The sequence below is a fragment of the uncultured Brachyspira sp. genome (assembly GCF_910588665.1).
GTDB lineage: Bacteria > Spirochaetota > Brachyspiria > Brachyspirales > Brachyspiraceae > Brachyspira.
Window position 1 is genome coordinate 135,105 of sequence record NZ_CAJUPR010000007.1, and the last position, 17,759, is coordinate 152,863.

Consider the following 17,759-nt stretch of genomic DNA (forward strand, 5'->3'; position numbering starts at 1 on the left):
TTTTTATTCGGAGAGTTTTTATGCTTATTAATAGAATAGATAAAGAACTTGCATTTATGCTTCAATTTGAGAATATAGCTTGGTATGAAGAAGGTTGCGTTAGAATATTAGACAGAAGAGTTTATCCCAATAAAGTAAATTTTGTTGAATGTAAAAGTTATAAAGAGGTATCTAGGGCTATAGCTGATATGGTAACTCAAAGTGCGGGTCCTTATCTTGCCGTTGCTATGGGCATGGCATTGGCAGGTTATGAGTCAAGGCATTTAGAAGGAAATGACAGAATAGACTTTCTAACCAATGCATGCATCTCTTTGGCTAATTCAAGACCCACAACTAGCTCAAGAATGATGCTGATAACAAAATCATGTTTGGAGGCGGGTATTGAGGCAGTAAAATCAAATAAAGATCCTATAGAAGCTATGTTTAATAGGGGAATTGAGATTTCTACAAAAAGATATTCAAAAATAAAAAAAATAGCTGAAAATCTTGTATCTATGTATCCTGATAAGGGCACCATACTTACTCAGTGTTTCGGGGAGTCTGTGGTAGGGTTTATGGTACAGGAATTTCAAAAGAAGAATAAAGATATAAAAGTGATATGCGCAGAAACAAGACCATATTTTCAAGGAGCCAGACTTACAGCAACTGTTGTCCATGATCAGGGCGCCGATGTAACCGTTATAACTGATAATATGGCAGCTTATACTATGCAGGAAAAAAAAGTAGATGTATTTACTTCTGCGGCTGATTTAATATGTTTAAACGGGGCTGTTGTAAATAAAATAGGGACTTTTCAAATAGCAATAATAGCTAAATATTTGGGTATTCCTTATTTTGTAACAGGCGCTCCTGATAAAGGTTATCATGGATTTGAAGATGTGCATTTTGAGTTTAGAGATGAAAAACTTGTAACTGAGGCTATGGGAATAAAAACTTCTAAAGAGGGAGTAAAGGGTTTTTATCCTGCATTTGATTATACCCCTCCTCATTTAGTAAGCGCTGTTGTAACCGATTTAGGAGTGTACAGTCCTTATGATTTATTTAAATATTATGTAGGCAATGATGATGGAGAATATTGATATTTTATTTTTTGAAAGGATCTTAAATATGAAGTAAATTTATTCTTTATATTAAAATCCAGTTTTCTTTATATAATTTAATAAATTGATTACATTATCAATATTTATATATTTTTTTTATTATCTTTTTCTTATTATAGAATCAATTTCCGATTTTGAATTTTTGTTATCATAGAAATCTTTAAAAATTTTATTATTTATGCATTTACTGCTGAAAAGCATATCTATTTTATTATTTGGTATTAATAAATATAAATTATCATAACTTGTGCATATAATTTATGAAGAATTAAGTTTAATAATATCTATATTATTTTTTATAAAGTTTAGATATATTTTTGTATATTTATCCAAGTCTATATTCATTTAAATCTTTCTGATTAATATATTGATCTTATTTTTATTTTTTGCAAATAAAACTATAGAAATAAATTTTTTAAAAATATTATTTAAGGTATTGACAATTTTTTATTTATATAGTAGAATATGCATCTCGTAGAACTAAAAAGTTAATTTATGGATACTGGGGTGTAGTCAAGCGGTAAGACAATTGGTTTTGGTCCAATCACTCGAGGGTTCGAATCCTTCCACCCCAATTTTTTAGTTATTAAAGTGATATTTAGATGAAAATAGCAGACGAAATATTAATTTTAAGCGGCACAGCAAATCCTCAATTATCAGAAGATGTGGTTTCAAATCTAGGGCTTAAGTTAGGCAATATGGAAATTCGCAAATTTGCAGACGGTGAAACTTTTGTTCAGATAGAAGAAACGGTTAGAAATAAAGACACCTATATAATACAGCCTACAGGCCGTCCTTCAAGCAGCGAAAATTGGATGGAGCTTTACTGTATTATAGATGCTTTAAAGAGAGCCAGCGCCAAAAGAATTACAGCTGTTATACCTTATTACGGATATTCTAGGCAGGACAGAAAAAATGAGCCTAGAGTTCCTATAACCGCTAAATTAGTGGCTAATCTTTTGTCTGAGGCGGGAGCTCATAGAGTTTTAGCTTTGGATTTGCATACGGCTCAGATACAGGGTTTTTTTGATATACCTGTAGATCATATGCTTTCAAAGAATGTCTTTTTAAATAAGATAAAAAAAGATCTTGATATGTCAAATTCTATTATAGTGTCTCCGGATATAGGAGGGGTCGGAAGAGCAAGAGCTATAGCTAAGCAGCTTAATCTTGATATAGCTATAATAGATAAAAGAAGAGACAGGGCAAATGAATGCGAGGTAATGAATATTATAGGCGATGTTAATGGTAAAGATGCCATAATAATAGATGATATAATAGATACAGGCGGAACTCTCATAAAAACTATGCAGGCTCTAAAAAAAGCAGGTATGAGAAGAATATATGTATTTATAACTCATGCAGTATGTTCCGGCGATGTTTATGAGAGAATAAATGCAAGCGATATAGAAAAACTTTATATAACGGATAGTCTGAAAGTGATGAAGGACAGATTGGGAAGTAAAATAGAAGTTCTTTCAGTTGCTCCCGTTATTGCCGATGCTATCAGATATATACATATGGAGCTTTCCATAAGCGTTCTATTTGATAAGTAAAATAAATAAGGATATAAATATGAGTGAGAATTATACTATTAAAGCTTTACAGAGAGATACAAAATTTAAAAGCGCAGGACGTAAATTGCTTAATGAAGGTTATGCTTTAGCCACTCTTTACGGCGGAGAAAATCAGTATTCTATTGCTGTAGAATTAAAAGAATTTGTTAAAGTGTTTTCATTAGCAGGTCAGCATGATATAATTACTCTGGATATACAAAATGATAAAGCAAGAGAAGTGCTGGTAAAAGACTATCAAATAGACGGTATTAAAAGAAATATAAGACATATAGATTTTTATGAAATTGACAGAAATAGAAAAATTAAAACTTATGTGCCTATTCATATAGAAGGTACCCCAGAAGGCGTTCGTTTAGGCGGAGGAACATTAGAACAGGTTGAATACGGCTTAAATATTAAAGCATTTCCTGGTTCAATACCTAGAGAATTGGTTGTAGATGTGAGCGAGCTGAAAGTAGGAGATAGTCTGCATATTAGCGATATAAAGTTTCCTGAAGGCGTTGATCCTGTGGGAGATGCTTCTAAAGCTGTCGTTACAGTTGTTACTACTCAAGATGATGATGCTAATAATAAAGTTGCAGAGGCATAATATAGTTCTGGGATTACTATAATATGATGAAATTAGTAATGGGACTAGGAAATCCCGGCGAGCAATATAAAAATCATAGGCATAATGTCGGATATATGATTTTAGATAGAGTTGCTAAAAAACTTAATGTGGATCTTGATATTAAAAAGAAAAAAACTGTTTTCGGAAAGGGTAAATCAGGTAAAATTGAATATCTTCTGCTGAAGCCTCAGACTTTTATGAATCTTTCAGGAGAAGCTGCTTTATATATGGCTAGTTTTATGAAGATTACAGTTGAGAATATAATAGTTATATATGATGATATAGATATAGATATAGGAGAGTTTAAGATAATACCTTCGAAATCTGATAATTTTGAAGAAGAAATTAATGATATTGAAATAGATCATAATGGCATAAAGAGTATAAGAGATTCTCTGAAAAGCTACAACTTTACTAAAGTAGGTGTAGGTATAGGAGCATGCCCTGAAGGTGAAGAAAAAGCTGATTTTCTTTTATCTCCTTTTACCAAAGATGAAAGAAGAAAAATTAAAGATATATCCGAAAGTATTGTTGATGCCGTTTCTATTTCATTATTTGAATCTCCTAAGGCTGCTAAAAAGAAATATTCATGATTACTAAATTAATTATAGGGCTAGGAAATCCTGGGTCTGAATATAAAAATAATAGGCATAATGTAGGCTTTATTATTATAGATAAGCTGGCTGAAAATTTTAATGTTTCTTTTGATAATAATAAAAAAAAATCATTATATGCCAGAGGAAAAGCTGAAAATATTGAATATGTTTTATTGAAACCTCAGACTTTTATGAATCTTTCAGGCGAATCTGCCGTTTATGCATCAAAATTCTTTAATGTAAAAACAGAAAACATAATAGTTATATATGATGATATGGATATACCTTTCGGAACTTTTAAAATAAAAAAGGGCGGAAGTTCAGGGGGGCATAATGGAATAAAAAGCATGATTTCTCATTTGCAAAGCGATAATTTTATTAGAATAAGAATAGGCATAGGCAGACCTTCTTACGGCAAAAAAGTTAATGATTATGTGCTTTCAAATTTCAGTAAAAAAGAAACAGACGAATTAAATACTTCGTTTTTAAATGATGTTATTGATGCAGTAAAAATAGTATTATTTGAATCTCCCGCAGCTGCTCAGAATAAATATAATAAAAAAGTAAATAATAAGATTAAAGACAGTAAAAATATGATTAAAATAATAGCAAGAAATATTGTAAAACAAGATTCTAGGGATAGGTTTATAAAACTGGCAAAAGAACTTACAGCAAAAAGTAAAAAAGAAAGCGGATGTATTTCATATAATTTATATGAAAGTACAGACGGAAAATATCTTACATTCATAGAAGAGTGGAAAGATGAAAAGGCTATTGAGGGTCATAATAATTCTGGGCATTTTAAATCAATAGTTCCGCAATTGAGAGAATTGTCGGATGGAGAACCAGAAGTATCTATGTATAAAGAAGTAAAATAAACATTAAAAAATATGTTTTTATTTTTTTATTTTGAATACTGCTATAGTAAAATCATCATCAGGCGACATATATGAAAGATAATCATAAAAATCTTTTTCTATATTATTTATTATGTTTTTTGCATTAGCGTTTCTATTATTAAAAATAACTTTTTTCAATCTTTCAATACTGTAAAAATCATACTTGTTTTTTGATCTTGAGGCTTCAGTTATTCCATCTGTATAAAATATCAGTATATCATCTTTTTTTATATCTATAGTTTCTTCTTCATAGTATGCCTGCGGAAAAAGCCCTATTATTGTACCTCCTTTATTATATTCCTTTATTTCAGAGTTCTGAATTATTAAAAGCGGTGTATGCGAGGCATTCGAATATTTTATTTTATTATTTTTCAAATCTATCTCTGCCGCTGTCATAGTAAGATAATAATTTATAGGCAGAATTTTTATTATATAATTATTTATATCATATATAAAAGAACTTGGGCATTTGAAAGAAGCTGCAAAATTTCTAAAAACTGTTTTAATCATAGCAGTGATAATTGCCGCCTCAACTCCATGCCCGCTTATATCTGATATAATAAATAATATTCTATCGTCATTGAGATATACATAATCAAAAAAATCTCCGCCTATTGCTTCAAAAGGCTTATATAATGATGCTGATTCTATTGTATGCGTATTAGGCATTTTTTTAGGCATCATATTTTCCTGAAGTTTTCTTGCTTTTTTCATATCTTTTTTATATTGATTTTTTATATCATCTAATACATCATACCTTCCAAGTATATAGCTGTTTTTTTCTTTTAAACCTATTATAGCACTTTTATAATCATTTATTATTGTGCTGTCTATTTTTGATAATCTTTGTATTTTGCCGTCATAGTCTTTTATTGAATATATTTTTAAAAAAATAGCTGCAGGTATTATAAACAGTAAAAATAATATAAATAGCAATATAAAAATAAATTTGTTTTGATAATAAAAAATAGAAGCAATATTAAGAATTGCAAATAGCATAAAAAATACTATAGAAATTAATTTAAAAAAAGTTAAAATCTGTTTATTTTTCATATTAATTTTTTAATTATTAGAATTATAAATTAATAAAATTACAGTAAACAGCTGTTTACGATATAGATTATAACAAAAACATTATAGTTTGCAAATATTTTTTATAAAATAACAATTATAGATATTGCAAAAATCATACTTACTTTATACACTATTATAGTGTGAAAATAATTTTAAGGAGAAATAGTATGAACAAATGTGAAGGTATATTATCTGCTCTAATGACTCCGTTTAATAAAAACGGAAAATTAGATGAAAAAGTTTTAAGAAAGTATATAAGGCATAATATAGATCATATGAAAGCGGATGGTTTATATGTAGGAGGTTCTACAGGAGAATGTCTTCTTATGTCTAAAGAAGAGAGAATAGCCGTTCTTGAAATAACTAAAGAAGAAGTAGCGGGAAAGATTCCTCTTATAGCGCATGTTGGAACATTGAATTTGAATGAAGCTTGTGAAATGGCTCAGAAGGCTGAAGAGCTGGGTTATGATTTAATATCCGCAGTTACTCCATACTATTATCCGTTTTCATTTGCAGATATTAGTAAATATTATAATACCATATTAAAAGAAACAAAAAAAGTTCCGTTAGTAATTTATTTTCTGCCTACGCTTTCAAATAATAAAATATCATTAGATGAATTCGGAAAATTATTTGAAGATAAAAGAGTAATGGGAATAAAATACACTTCTTCAGATGTGTTCCTGCTTGAAAGATTAATACAGAAATATCCTGATAAAATGATGTGGGCTGGTTTTGATGAAATGCTTATAGCTTATGCTTCTTACGGCTTAAGGTCAGGTATAGGCTCTACCTACAACATTCAGGCGCCTTTAGCTAAAAAAGTTATACAGGCAGTTGAAAATAAAGATATGAGCAAAGCTTTAAAAATACAGCATGATATGAATGATATCATTACGGTTTTATTAAATGTAGGAATATATCCTGCACTTAAAGAATGTGTTGCTTTATACGATTCTTCTGCAGCTGCTTATTGCAGGGCACCTATGGGAGGCAAAACTCTTGGAAAATCTGAGAAAAAAGTATTAAAAAATATGTTTGATAAGTATTTATCTAAACTTTAATTACTTTTTTATGACTTTATGTTCTCGTTAAATATATTATTTAGGAGTATTTTATGATATTAAAACCAATAAATAGCGTTTTTAATCAAGATTTTCATAACTCTGTATGGAAGGCGAAAAACTATATCAGAGATCATTATGATGAATTAAAAAAGCTTCCTAACGGAAAACATCTATTGGACAAAGAAATTTGCGAAGGTGCTTTTATCAATGTTACGGAATATGATAATAAAGATGATCCTCCTTGGGAATCTCATTTAAAATTTGTTGATGTGCAGATTATATTTGAAGGAGCTGAAGATTTCATAATAGCAAATACTTCCACTTTAAAACCGAAAACTTATGATGAAGCTGCGGATTATCATGATTGGGAAGGAGAGGGAGCGGTGCGTCTGACTTTATCTCAAGGAGAAATTTTAATACTTCTTCCGTACGATGCTCATAGAGTAGGGCTTCCCCCTAAAACAGGAAAAACTCATGTTAAAAAAGCAATAATTAAAGTTCCTTATCAATCTTAATCAGGAAATAAGTTAAACGGCAGGTATTTATATATCAGCCGTTTAATTATATATAAAAAATCAAATAAACTTTTAATTCTTAATATTATCAGTTATCTATATTAGTTTTATAATATATAATAAGTCTGTTTCACTAAATAAAAATAAACGCTGTGATAAGCAGAATAAATTTTTATATCACAGCGTTTTTATTTAATTTTATAAATTATTTAGTATATTTTACATTAGCTTTATATTCTGTATGAAGGAAGTGATGAGATTTTTTTCCAAGCGGTTTTCCAAGAAAATCGTCATAAAGTTTTTTTAAGTTCTCATTTTCATGAGAGCATCTATGCTTAACGGATTTTTTATCTTCATCATATAAGCCTTTAGCTCTGTCAATTCTTGTTTTGTTTGTAGTTCCGTAAGGCTGACCGCCTCCTCCTACGCATCCGCCTTGACAAGCCATAACTTCTATAAAGCTGTAAGGAGGATTCTCTCCTTTTTCTTTAGCCTCTATAATCTCTTTCATTATAGTATCTACATTATGAAGTCCATTAACAACCGCAATTTTAACATCTTTATCAAGGATTTTAATAACGGCTCTTTTTACTCCGTCAAGTCCTCTCACATCTTCAAAATCAACATTACTTAGATTACTGCCTGTCATAATATTATAAGCAGTTCTTAAAGCGGCTTCCATAACTCCGCCTGTAGCTCCGAATATAGTACCAGCTCCCGAATATTCTCCGAGTATGCTGTCAGATTCTTCAGGCTCAATTCCTGCAATATCTATACCGTAATGTTTTATCATTCTTGAAAATTCTCTTGTTGTAATTACCGCATCAACATCTTTATATCCGCTTGAATACATAGTTTCGTTTTTTCTTATCTCATTTTTTTTAGCTGTACAAGGCATAATAGACACATTAAAAATAGTTTTAGGATCTATATTTGCTTTTTCTGCATAATATGTTTTAGTCATAGGAGCCAGCATCATATGAGGGGATTTAGCGCTTGAAATATTATCAAGCAAATTCGGATAATATTCTTCAGCATATTTTACCCAAGCAGGACAGCATGAAGTTGTCATTGCACAAGCTCCGCCGCTTTCCGTGAATCTTTTAACAAATTCATGCGCTTCTTCCATAATAGTCAAATCAGCACCGAAATTAGTATCAAATACAGCGTCAAATCCCATTAAACGCATAGCTGCATATATTTTTCCTGTAATATTATCCCCTGGTTTTAATCCGAAATACTCTCCTAAAGCCACTCTTACCGCAGGCGCCATTTGAACTGCAACATAAGTGTTAGGGTCATCAATAGCAGCCTGTACCTCCTGTGTCTGATCTTTTTCATATATAGCTGCAACAGGGCAGTGGGAAGCGCATTGTCCGCAGTCTACACAAGGCGAATCTTTTAATGAAACAGCGCCTGGAGCAAAATATGTATCAAACCCCCTATTAACAAAACCTAAAGCATGAACTCTCTGCATTTGCTGGCAAACAACAACGCATCTTCCGCATTTAATACATTTTTCAGGATTAAGAACTATGCTTCCAGCAGATTCGTCTCTAGGGTGATTTTGTTTAATATTGTCATATTTTGAGTTTCTGACACCGAAGTCTGCTGCGGCAACTTGAAGTTCGCATTCTCCGTTTCTTATGCAATTTAAGCAATCATTCGGATGTGCAGATAATACCAATTCCAGTACGCCTTTTCTTACCGTATTTATTTCGGCATCATGAGTGATTATATCCATACCATTTTCAGCAACGGCAGAACATGCTCTGATATATTTGTTTTCCTGATTAGCTATTTTTACAACACATATTCCGCATGCTGATGTAGGAGGAATATCAGGGTGATAACATAATGAAGGTATTTTTATTCCCAATTTTTTAGCTGCTTTTAATATAGTAGTTCCTTCTTCAACTTCTATCTGCTTGCCGTTTATTTTTATTTTAACCATAATTTTATACTCCTTAATAATATTTATTCTCTTTTTATATTATAATATCTGACTATTTTTTAATTTTTCTTAGGAATAGGAGGAGTAAATATGCCTGCTCTATACTCTTCTTCAAAATGTTTTAAAGTTGACATTACAGGATTAGGAGCTGTTGCACCTAAAGAACATAATGAAGCTTTTATCATAGTGAGAGCTATATCTTTTAATTTTTGTATATCCTCTTCTTTAGCTCTTTTTTTAGTAAATTTCTCTAGAATTTTTAACATTTGCATACCTCCAACTCTGCAAGGGACACATTTTCCGCAGCTTTCCTCAACACAGAAACCTAGATAGAATTTAGAGAAATCAACCATACTCGTATCTTCATCAATTACTATCATACCTCCTGAACCCATCATAGAGCCTAAATTAACCAAATTATCAAAATCTATATTAGTACTGAATAATTCTTCAGGTATTATACCTCCAGAAGGTCCTCCTGTTTGAACGCCTTTTACAAACTTGTCATTAGGTATTCCTCCGCCTATATCAAATACTATTTCCCTTATAGTAGTTCCCATAGGCACTTCCACAAGTCCTGAGACATTAACATTTCCTGTTAAAGCAAATACTTTAGTTCCTTTTGAATTTTCAGTTCCGATAGATGCAAACCATTCTCCTCCCTGATTAATAATAGCTGTAATATTTGCTAAAGTTTCAACATTATTAATAACGGTAGGATATTCAAATAATCCTCTTACAACAGGGAAAGGTGGTCTTGGTCTCGGAGTTCCCCTGTTGCCTTCTATAGAAGCTAAGAGTGCTGTCTCTTCTCCGCATACAAAAGCTCCTGCGCCAAGTCTGATATCCAAATCAAAAGAGAAATTACTGCCTAGAATTTTATCGCCGAGCAAACCGTAATCATAAGCCTGCCTGAGGGCTGTTTTTACTCTTTCCACAGCAAGTCCGTATTCTGCTCTTATATATATATAACCTTTGCTTGCTCCTATAGTATATCCTGCTATGGTCATAGCTTCTATTACGGAATGAGGATCTCCTTCTAATATACTTCTATCCATATATGCGCCCGGATCTCCTTCATCAGCATTGCATACTATATATTTCTGATCAGATTCTGCATTTTTTGTAAAGCTCCATTTTTTCCAAGTAGGAAATCCCGCTCCTCCGCGTCCTCTAAGTCCTGAAATCTCAATTTCTTTAAGAACTTTATCAGGCGTCATTTCAAATAATACCTTAGAAAGTGCCATGTATCCGTCATTACCTATATATTCATCTATATTTTCAGGATCTATCATACCGCAGTTTTTCAATACTATTCTTCTTTGTTTTTGATAGAAGTTAATTTCTTTTGAAAAATCTCTATGTTCTCTTTGTTCCTTATATAAAATTTTTAATATAAGTTCTTTTTTCATTATATGCTTTTCTATGATATCTTTGGCATGCTTTGGTTTTACATGTGTATAAAAAACTCTTTCAGGCATAATTTTAACAACAGGTCCATGACTGCAGAAACCAAAACATCCTGTTTTTACAACTAATACTTCTTCGCCTATACCGTTTTTTTCCGCATATTCTCTTAATAATTTTACTATCTCATCGCTTTTATTTGATTCGCATGCAGTACCGCCGCATACGAGTATATGATATTTATGAGATGCAGAAGATTCTATGCCTTTTCTTAATTCGATTTCTTTAGCTTTATTAAGTCTATGTTCTTCCAGTTTTTTTCTGTCTAATTTTTCACTCATTATTACTCTCCATTATTATTTTTTATCTTTATCATTTTTTATGAATTTAGCTATATCTTCAGCTGTAACCCTTCCTGAAACTTCCTCATTAAATGTTATGACAGGAGCTAATCCGCAGCAGCCTATACATCTAACCTCTTCAAGTTTATATTTTCTATTGGCAGAGTATTTTTGATCTCCTTTAAGATTTAATTTTTTCTTAATTTCATCTACCAGCTGTCCGCCGCCTTTCAAATAACAAGCCGTACCCATACATACGCCTATATTATTTTCTGCAGGCGGTTCTAAGGTGAAATAATTATAAAATGTAAGAATTTCATAAATTCTTGCAAGCGGTATATTTATTTCTTCAGACACATATTTAGCCACATTTCTAGGAACATAGCCGTAATGTTTTTGAATACCATGACAGATCATCATAAGATTTCCTTCAGCCTCTTTCCATTTTGAAACTAATGATTTTATTTCATCAGCAATTTCTTCTTTTGTTAAAAGAGAAATATCTTCGCTCATTATATACCTCCATTAATACAATATAAATTAAATTTAAACTATGATATTATAGCAAAAAATATGTTCAATTTCAATATTATAATTCTATATATAGTATTTTTTTATATAAAATTTGAAAATAAAGAAGTTTTCCGCTTTGTTCGTTATATACGGCTATGCCGCTGTCAAATAGTTTTAATGCTGTATAAAGCCAATTATTTAAAAGAGCCGTTCTGTCTTTGTAATTGAGTCCTGACGCCAAAAAATCGCTGATCATTATTTCATAATTGAGATTTTTTATTAATTCTTTGGGTCCTTTTATATCCCACATCTGACTGTAATAATAATCGCTTATAGATGTATAATCAAATTCCATAGGATCCCCTGCATTAATACTTGGGCTGGAACTTCTTTATCATCTTTATACTTTACTTTTAAATCATTAACTGCAATGCTGTAAATTGCTTTTCATCAGATATTACTCCTATATTATTATAAAATTTTTTTATTTTTTGCTTTACCAAATGAAGTTTTTATATAAATTTATTTTATTTTTTTATAGGCACCAAATATGTAAAATCAAAGTTCAGAGTTTGATCGTATCTTATTCCTATTTCATTTTTTTCATTGAGAAATAATCCGTTAACAAAGCCTAGTCCTAAAACTATGCCGTTTTCAAATATGAAGTCTTTTCTTATATTGAGCCCTAAATAGAAGGGAACTCTGTAAAAAGGATCCCCTTCAACACTTATGAATTTATGATTTTTATTTAGATACCACCCCGAAACAAATATTATAGGCTCTATTTCAAAATAATTCAAAACAGGTATTGTTCCTCTTAAGAAAATTCCATGACCGAATACTCCTTTTTGATTGTCTCTGTCGGAAAGATTATACGATGCCATATAAAGTATAGACAGATAATAACTATTAATTCCTATAGAGCCGACATAGTTTTCTGTAATTGCAGGAGAGCCCTCAACAAACGGATATTCATGTCCTCCGTTATGCCAATAATGTACTGATAAATAAGGAGTTGCTATTTCATGGGCGAAATCCAAAGCATATATAACGCCGACATCGAATCTTTCTCTGTGTTTTGCATTATGCTGTATCTGCCAATTCATATATACTTCTCCTTTGCCTCCTTTAAACCATTCAAAAGAAGCTCCGTACTCATAAAATCCATGCGTGAAAGCTTCATTGTATTTGTACTTTTCAGGACCTTTAGCTATTAAAGTATTGTCTGGTGTTGAGCGGACTACAGGAGTCATATCCATTAAAGGATCTCTTATAGGAGAAGGCAGATTATGGCCGCCTGTCATAGTTCCTATTTTCAGAGAAATATATTCATTGGACAGCTGAGTTGTAACTATAGGAAATACTCTTATTCCTTGAGGAAATTCAAATGTAAACGGAAAGAATACCGCAGCGCCTAATCTTAAACTTATAAAATTATTAAACCTTATATCAAAAGCACCTTCGGTAAAATTTTCAAAATATGTTAATGTTGTTCTTGTATCCTGCCATAAAGTGTTTTCGGCATTATATGCATAGGAACTTGTAAATAATCTGAAATCTACAGTTGTATCTGCATATAAATTTGAGAATACTGTTATTAAAGATATTATATAATAAGGAATGAAATGTTTCATAGGCTTACCCTTATTTTTAATGAAAAATTAAAAATAGATAAAATAATACGAAAACTAATATATCATAGTTAACATAAAATTACAACTATAATAGCATATATATCTGCATAAAAAATTGAGTTTATAAACTCTTAAAACCGATTTTTTTATGTATATGTTTATTGTCTAAGCAAAATTTAATAAATACATGCATATTTGAAATATCTTTTACTTTTAAAAGTTTTTGATGAAATTCTTCTATTTGTATGGTATCGTTTTTCATATATTTATCGTTGGTAGGGAATATTTTTATATAGTCTTTTTTATTTTTTATATTGTTTTTATTAATAATTTTTGCTTTAATTAATACATCTTCTAAATTTTTTATGTTATAAATCGGAGCTATGTAATTGAAAGCCCAGTAATCTTTGAACATATTTTTATTTATAAAATTATTTTTTTCTTCTTCTTTACAGTCGTCCGTATCCATTATTATAAAAATTTTAAAATCTTTATCTATTACCGTTTTATTAGCTCTGATTTTTAAATCGTCTTTATATGTATTTTTAAAATTATCTTCCGTATCAATATCTTTACCTTTTAATCTTTTTATTATACTTGATATTTGTATAGGATGTTTTCCTTTATTATTAGATATAATATCAATTTTTAATCTTAAATTACTTTTTATAAAATTACACATTTGTAATTCAGATTTGCCATGAACAATAACTATTGCTTTTAAATAATTTGCCTTATATAAGCGCATAGTTATTCCTCTAATATATTTTCAAAATCTATATTTGAAATAGTGGGGATTCCAGAGTAAATTCCTTTTAAATATCTTTTTCTAAAATTAATATTAGGATGTTCTTTTTCATAATCTGTTATAGGAATTAATATTTTTTTTCCTTCGCTGTCTATATTAAATATATATATACATTCTTTTTTTATGGCATATTCTAAAATGGTTGTATTGTGTGTTGTCAATATAAACTGTCCTCTGATATCTTTAAATAAAGCTTTCAGCACTTCGGCAGTTAAAATATCATGTATGCCGCTATCTAGTTCATCTATAGCAACTATATTATTTTTTTTCAAAGATGACAGCATTAATGGAAATAAATCAAGCAGTTTTTGTGTGCCTGTTGATTCTAATCTAAAATCTATATCTATAATTTTTCCATATATTTGTTTCTTTAAAAATAAACTATAATGTAATTTATTATCTTCTATTGCTTTTTTATAGTATACTTCTTTTATATCGCTATAGATAGAGGTAAAAAAGTTATCTAATATTTTTTCCATATAATTTAGTTTTTCTTCTTCGTTTAGTTTGATATAGCCATTATACATTTGAGGAATAACTTTTTTATCTATGCTTATTTTTCCCTTTTCTCTATTGCTTCCATTTTTTATATGAATGGACATTGATAAAAAATACATAATAACATCAAAAATGTTTTTATTTATATTATTTGATATATATTTTTTAGTTTTATCTTTGTATTCAAATAATAGTATTGATAAAAAAGAATGTTTACCCCAAAACTTATCTATTAAATCTTTTATTTCATTGAAGTATTTATCAGACTTAAATAAAGATTTATTTATATATGTTTCTTTATTTGACAATTCAAAATATTTTGTTTTATTTTTATCTAAAACATATTCTAATTTTTCTTTTACAATATTTTTATCGTCAGTTTCAATATAATATATTCCGTTTTTACCATTTAGTTTAAAACCAAATTCTAATACCATATTATATTTGGAATCTATTGTTTTACTTTCTTTTATTATGTCGTCTAATATTTTAAAATTTTCTTTTACCATTTTGTTAAATAAGAGTTCTAATTCCTTTTCATCGTCTTTACTTTTTATTTTTTCCAACATAAATTTATCTAAAGCAGTTTTGTATATTTTTGTATTCAATGTGTCAAATAAAGTAAAAAAAGCATTTATAAAATTACTTTTTCCTGCTCCGTTTTCTCCGTAAATTATGATCATTTTTTTTGGATTATTTTTTGACGATGTTAAATTTACTTCAAAATCGACTAACGATTTATAATTTTTAAGTTTTACATAAGTAAACATTGTATTTCAGCCATTATTTTTTTAATTTCTATGACATTTTATCATAAATTTACTAAAAATCAATAGTTTATTATAATTGCTCTTTACAATAGGCGATTTTATATTATAATTGTAATATTATTTAAAAAATAAAAAAACTATTATAGGGGCTTTATAATGATTAAAAGAGCGTTGATATCCGTATTTTATAAAGACGGTATATTGGATTTTGCCGAATTTCTAATTTCAAAGAATATTGAAATAGTTTCCACAGGCGGAACATATAAATATTTAAAAGAAAATAATATAGCTGTAATAGAAGTTTCAGAAGTTACAGGAGATAAGGAAATGCTTGACGGAAGAGTAAAAACTCTTCATCCTAAAATACATGGGGGCATTTTAGCTGTAAGAGACAATCCTAATCATATTGAAACTATTAAAGAAAGAGGAATAACCCCTATAGATATGGTAATAGTTAATCTTTATCCGTTCTTTGACAAAGTACAGGATAATAATTTGAAATTTGAAGAAAAGATAGAGTTTATAGATATAGGAGGACCTACGATGCTGCGATCTGCCGCTAAATCATTTAAAGATGTTGCTGTTATAAGCGATATTAAAGATTATGATTTGGTAAAAAAAGAAATGGAGGCTGGCGGAATAAGTTTTGAAACAAAAAAATATTTAGCCTCTAAAGTATTTAATTTAACTTCCGCTTATGATGCCGCGGTATCTGAGTTTATGTTTAATTCTTTAGAAAATAAAGATAATAAAGAACTTAATTATTTAAATATGTCTTATGCATTAAAAGAAAAATTAAGATACGGAGAAAATCCTCATCAGAAGGCAAGCTATTATGTATCGGCTGTAGATAAAGGCTCTATGAAAGATTTTGAGCAGCTTAACGGAAAAGAACTTTCATTTAATAATATAAGGGATATGGATATAGCTTTAAAAATAGTTCTTGAATTTGATAAAAATAAAAATGAATATGCCTGCTGTGCAATAAAACATTCTACTCCCTGCGGCGCCGCTTTGGGGGCGGATGCTCTGGAAGCTTATAACAGAACTTATAACTGCGATACTACTTCCATATTCGGAGGAATTGTAGCTTTCAACTGTACGGTAGATGAGGCTTCGGCTAAAGAGCTTGTTAAAATATTTTTAGAGATTGTTATTGCTGAAGACTTCACACCTGAAGCATTGAATATTTTAAAAACCAAAAATAATTTAAGAGTTATAAAATATAAAACGAGTACAAGCGATAAAATAAATATTGTTAAAACTGACGGAGGACTTCTTGTTCAAGATGAGGATAATGATTTCGCAGATGATTATAAAGTTGTAACCAATAAAAAACCTACCGAAGAAGAGATGAAGAATTTAATATTTGCAATGAAGGTTGTAAAATATGCTAAATCAAATGCTATAGTTGTGGCAAAAGACTTCATGGCTAAAGGCATAGGAAGCGGTCAGACAAACAGAATATGGGCTTGCGAAGATGCTTTAAAGCGTGCTGAAGACGGCGAAGTAATGGCGTCAGATGCTTTCTTTCCGTTCAGAGATGTGGTTGATGCCTGCGCCGAATATAATATAAAAGCCATAATACAGCCGGGCGGATCTATAAGAGATAAGGAATCTATAGACGCCTGCAACGAGCATGGCATTGCTATGGTATTTACAGGCATAAGACATTTTAAGCATTGATTTTTTAATCATAATTTTAAATAAAGTTAATTTTATTGAATTAGCTTCGCTTTTTATTATCAATACATTAACTAAAAAATAAAATGAATAAAAAATATTAATTTTGAAATATTATAGAATTTAGTATAGTAATAATGAATAGTAATAAATTAATACCTGAACTTAGATTCCCTAAATTTAAATATGAATGGAAATTAAAAAAATTTGATTTTAATTTTTTACAAACAAATACTTTTTCAAGATCTGAAATGAATAATAATAAAGGTTCCGTTAAAAATATTCATTATGGTGATATATTAATAAAATATAATAATATTTTAGATGATACTTCATTAATACCATTTATTAATGAAGATATAAATTTAAATAGATTCAGAGAAGAAAGTTATTTAAAAAACGGAGATATTATTATTGCAGATACGGCAGAAGATTTCAGCGCAGGCAAAGCTATAGAAGTTCAGAATATAGATTGTAAAGTATTATCAGGACAGCATACTTTTTTATGCAGGTCTGAAATGAAATATGCACCAAAATATTTAGGATATTATTTAAACTCGCCTTCATATCGTAAATATTTAATAAAATTTTTAACGGGTACAAAAGTATATTCCATAAATAAAAAAAATATGAAAAATACATTTATTATATATCCTAAAAGTTTAGAAGAACAACACCGCATCGCCTCCTTCCTCACTTCCGCCGATGAACTA

Annotated in this window: 17 protein-coding genes and 1 tRNA gene; 10 read left to right on the forward strand and 8 right to left on the reverse strand. The window is 29.6% G+C overall.

Features of this window, described 5'->3' with window-relative positions; all coding sequences use genetic code 11:
• The first annotated feature begins 20 nt into the window (after positions 1–20).
• The 6 genes from QZ306_RS06990 (at position 21) to pth (QZ306_RS07015) (ending at position 4,761) form a co-directional block, all read left to right on the forward strand.
• Positions 21–1,079 carry an S-methyl-5-thioribose-1-phosphate isomerase gene (locus tag QZ306_RS06990; RefSeq protein ID WP_295162478.1) on the forward strand — a complete coding sequence of 353 codons (1,059 nt, stop codon included), beginning with the start codon at positions 21–23 and terminating at the stop codon, positions 1,077–1,079.
• A gap of 524 nt (positions 1,080–1,603) precedes the next feature.
• Positions 1,604–1,675, forward strand: a tRNA-Gln gene (locus QZ306_RS06995).
• Positions 1,676–1,702: 27 nt separating this feature from the next.
• Positions 1,703–2,656, forward strand: coding sequence for a ribose-phosphate pyrophosphokinase (locus QZ306_RS07000; protein WP_295162480.1), 954 nt, complete (start codon positions 1,703–1,705; stop codon positions 2,654–2,656).
• A 19-nt stretch (positions 2,657–2,675) separates the two neighbouring features.
• Complete coding sequence (locus QZ306_RS07005) at positions 2,676–3,266, forward strand: 50S ribosomal protein L25 (RefSeq protein WP_295162482.1); 591 nt, start codon at positions 2,676–2,678, stop codon at positions 3,264–3,266.
• A 23-nt stretch (positions 3,267–3,289) separates the two neighbouring features.
• Positions 3,290–3,880 carry an aminoacyl-tRNA hydrolase gene (gene pth / locus QZ306_RS07010; RefSeq protein WP_295162484.1) on the forward strand — a complete coding sequence of 197 codons (591 nt, stop codon included), beginning with the start codon at positions 3,290–3,292 and terminating at the stop codon, positions 3,878–3,880.
• Positions 3,877–4,761, forward strand: coding sequence for an aminoacyl-tRNA hydrolase (gene pth / locus QZ306_RS07015; RefSeq protein WP_295162486.1), 885 nt, complete (start codon positions 3,877–3,879; stop codon positions 4,759–4,761). The genes pth (QZ306_RS07010) and pth (QZ306_RS07015) overlap by 4 nt, the downstream gene beginning before the upstream one ends.
• An 18-nt stretch (positions 4,762–4,779) precedes the next feature.
• Here the strand turns inward: pth (QZ306_RS07015) and QZ306_RS07020 are convergent, their stop codons facing one another.
• A complete protein-coding gene (locus QZ306_RS07020) occupies positions 4,780–5,835 on the reverse strand; it encodes a PP2C family protein-serine/threonine phosphatase (protein WP_363322641.1) in 1,056 nt (351 codons plus the stop codon).
• 188 nt (positions 5,836–6,023) lie between these two features.
• Between QZ306_RS07020 and QZ306_RS07025 the strand changes: the two genes are divergently transcribed.
• Together QZ306_RS07025 and QZ306_RS07030 are read left to right on the forward strand one after the other, a co-directional pair.
• Positions 6,024–6,920, forward strand: coding sequence for an N-acetylneuraminate lyase (locus QZ306_RS07025; RefSeq protein WP_295162490.1), 897 nt, complete (start codon positions 6,024–6,026; stop codon positions 6,918–6,920).
• Between the two features lie 53 nt (positions 6,921–6,973).
• Positions 6,974–7,438 (forward strand): YhcH/YjgK/YiaL family protein, encoded by a 465-nt coding sequence (locus QZ306_RS07030; RefSeq protein WP_295162492.1) that lies wholly within the window; start codon positions 6,974–6,976, stop codon positions 7,436–7,438.
• Positions 7,439–7,643: 205 nt separating this feature from the next.
• Here the strand turns inward: QZ306_RS07030 and QZ306_RS07035 are convergent, their stop codons facing one another.
• The 7 genes from QZ306_RS07035 to QZ306_RS07065 all read right to left on the reverse strand — a co-directional run bounded on the left by QZ306_RS07035 (position 7,644) and on the right by QZ306_RS07065 (position 15,363).
• On the reverse strand, positions 7,644–9,392 hold the full coding sequence (locus QZ306_RS07035) for an NADH-dependent [FeFe] hydrogenase, group A6 (RefSeq protein WP_295162494.1): 1,749 nt from the start codon (positions 9,390–9,392) through the stop codon (positions 7,644–7,646).
• 59 nt (positions 9,393–9,451) lie between these two features.
• Positions 9,452–11,140 carry a NuoF family protein gene (locus tag QZ306_RS07040; RefSeq protein WP_295162495.1) on the reverse strand — a complete coding sequence of 563 codons (1,689 nt, stop codon included), beginning with the start codon at positions 11,138–11,140 and terminating at the stop codon, positions 9,452–9,454.
• A gap of 15 nt (positions 11,141–11,155) precedes the next feature.
• Positions 11,156–11,653: an NAD(P)H-dependent oxidoreductase subunit E gene (locus QZ306_RS07045; protein WP_295162497.1), complete on the reverse strand. Its 498-nt coding sequence runs from the start codon at positions 11,651–11,653 to the stop codon at positions 11,156–11,158.
• A gap of 76 nt (positions 11,654–11,729) precedes the next feature.
• The gene (locus QZ306_RS07050; RefSeq protein ID WP_295162499.1) at positions 11,730–12,008 is read right to left on the reverse strand and encodes a hypothetical protein; all 279 of its coding nucleotides are present in this window, start codon (positions 12,006–12,008) and stop codon (positions 11,730–11,732) included.
• Positions 12,009–12,180: 172 nt separating this feature from the next.
• Positions 12,181–13,287 (reverse strand): hypothetical protein, encoded by a 1,107-nt coding sequence (locus QZ306_RS07055; RefSeq protein WP_295162501.1) that lies wholly within the window; start codon positions 13,285–13,287, stop codon positions 12,181–12,183.
• Between the two features lie 121 nt (positions 13,288–13,408).
• Positions 13,409–14,035: a hypothetical protein gene (locus QZ306_RS07060; protein WP_295162502.1), complete on the reverse strand. Its 627-nt coding sequence runs from the start codon at positions 14,033–14,035 to the stop codon at positions 13,409–13,411.
• 2 nt (positions 14,036–14,037) lie between these two features.
• Positions 14,038–15,363 (reverse strand): ATP/GTP-binding protein, encoded by a 1,326-nt coding sequence (locus QZ306_RS07065; protein WP_295162504.1) that lies wholly within the window; start codon positions 15,361–15,363, stop codon positions 14,038–14,040.
• A gap of 156 nt (positions 15,364–15,519) precedes the next feature.
• Here QZ306_RS07065 and purH point away from each other — a divergent pair, with 156 nt between their 5' ends.
• Entirely contained in the window at positions 15,520–17,049 is a 1,530-nt protein-coding gene (gene purH, locus QZ306_RS07070; RefSeq protein WP_295162506.1) for a bifunctional phosphoribosylaminoimidazolecarboxamide formyltransferase/IMP cyclohydrolase, read from the forward strand.
• A 134-nt stretch (positions 17,050–17,183) separates the two neighbouring features.
• Positions 17,184–17,759: restriction endonuclease subunit S (locus QZ306_RS07075; protein WP_295162508.1), on the forward strand; the 576-nt coding region annotated here is incomplete at its 3' end.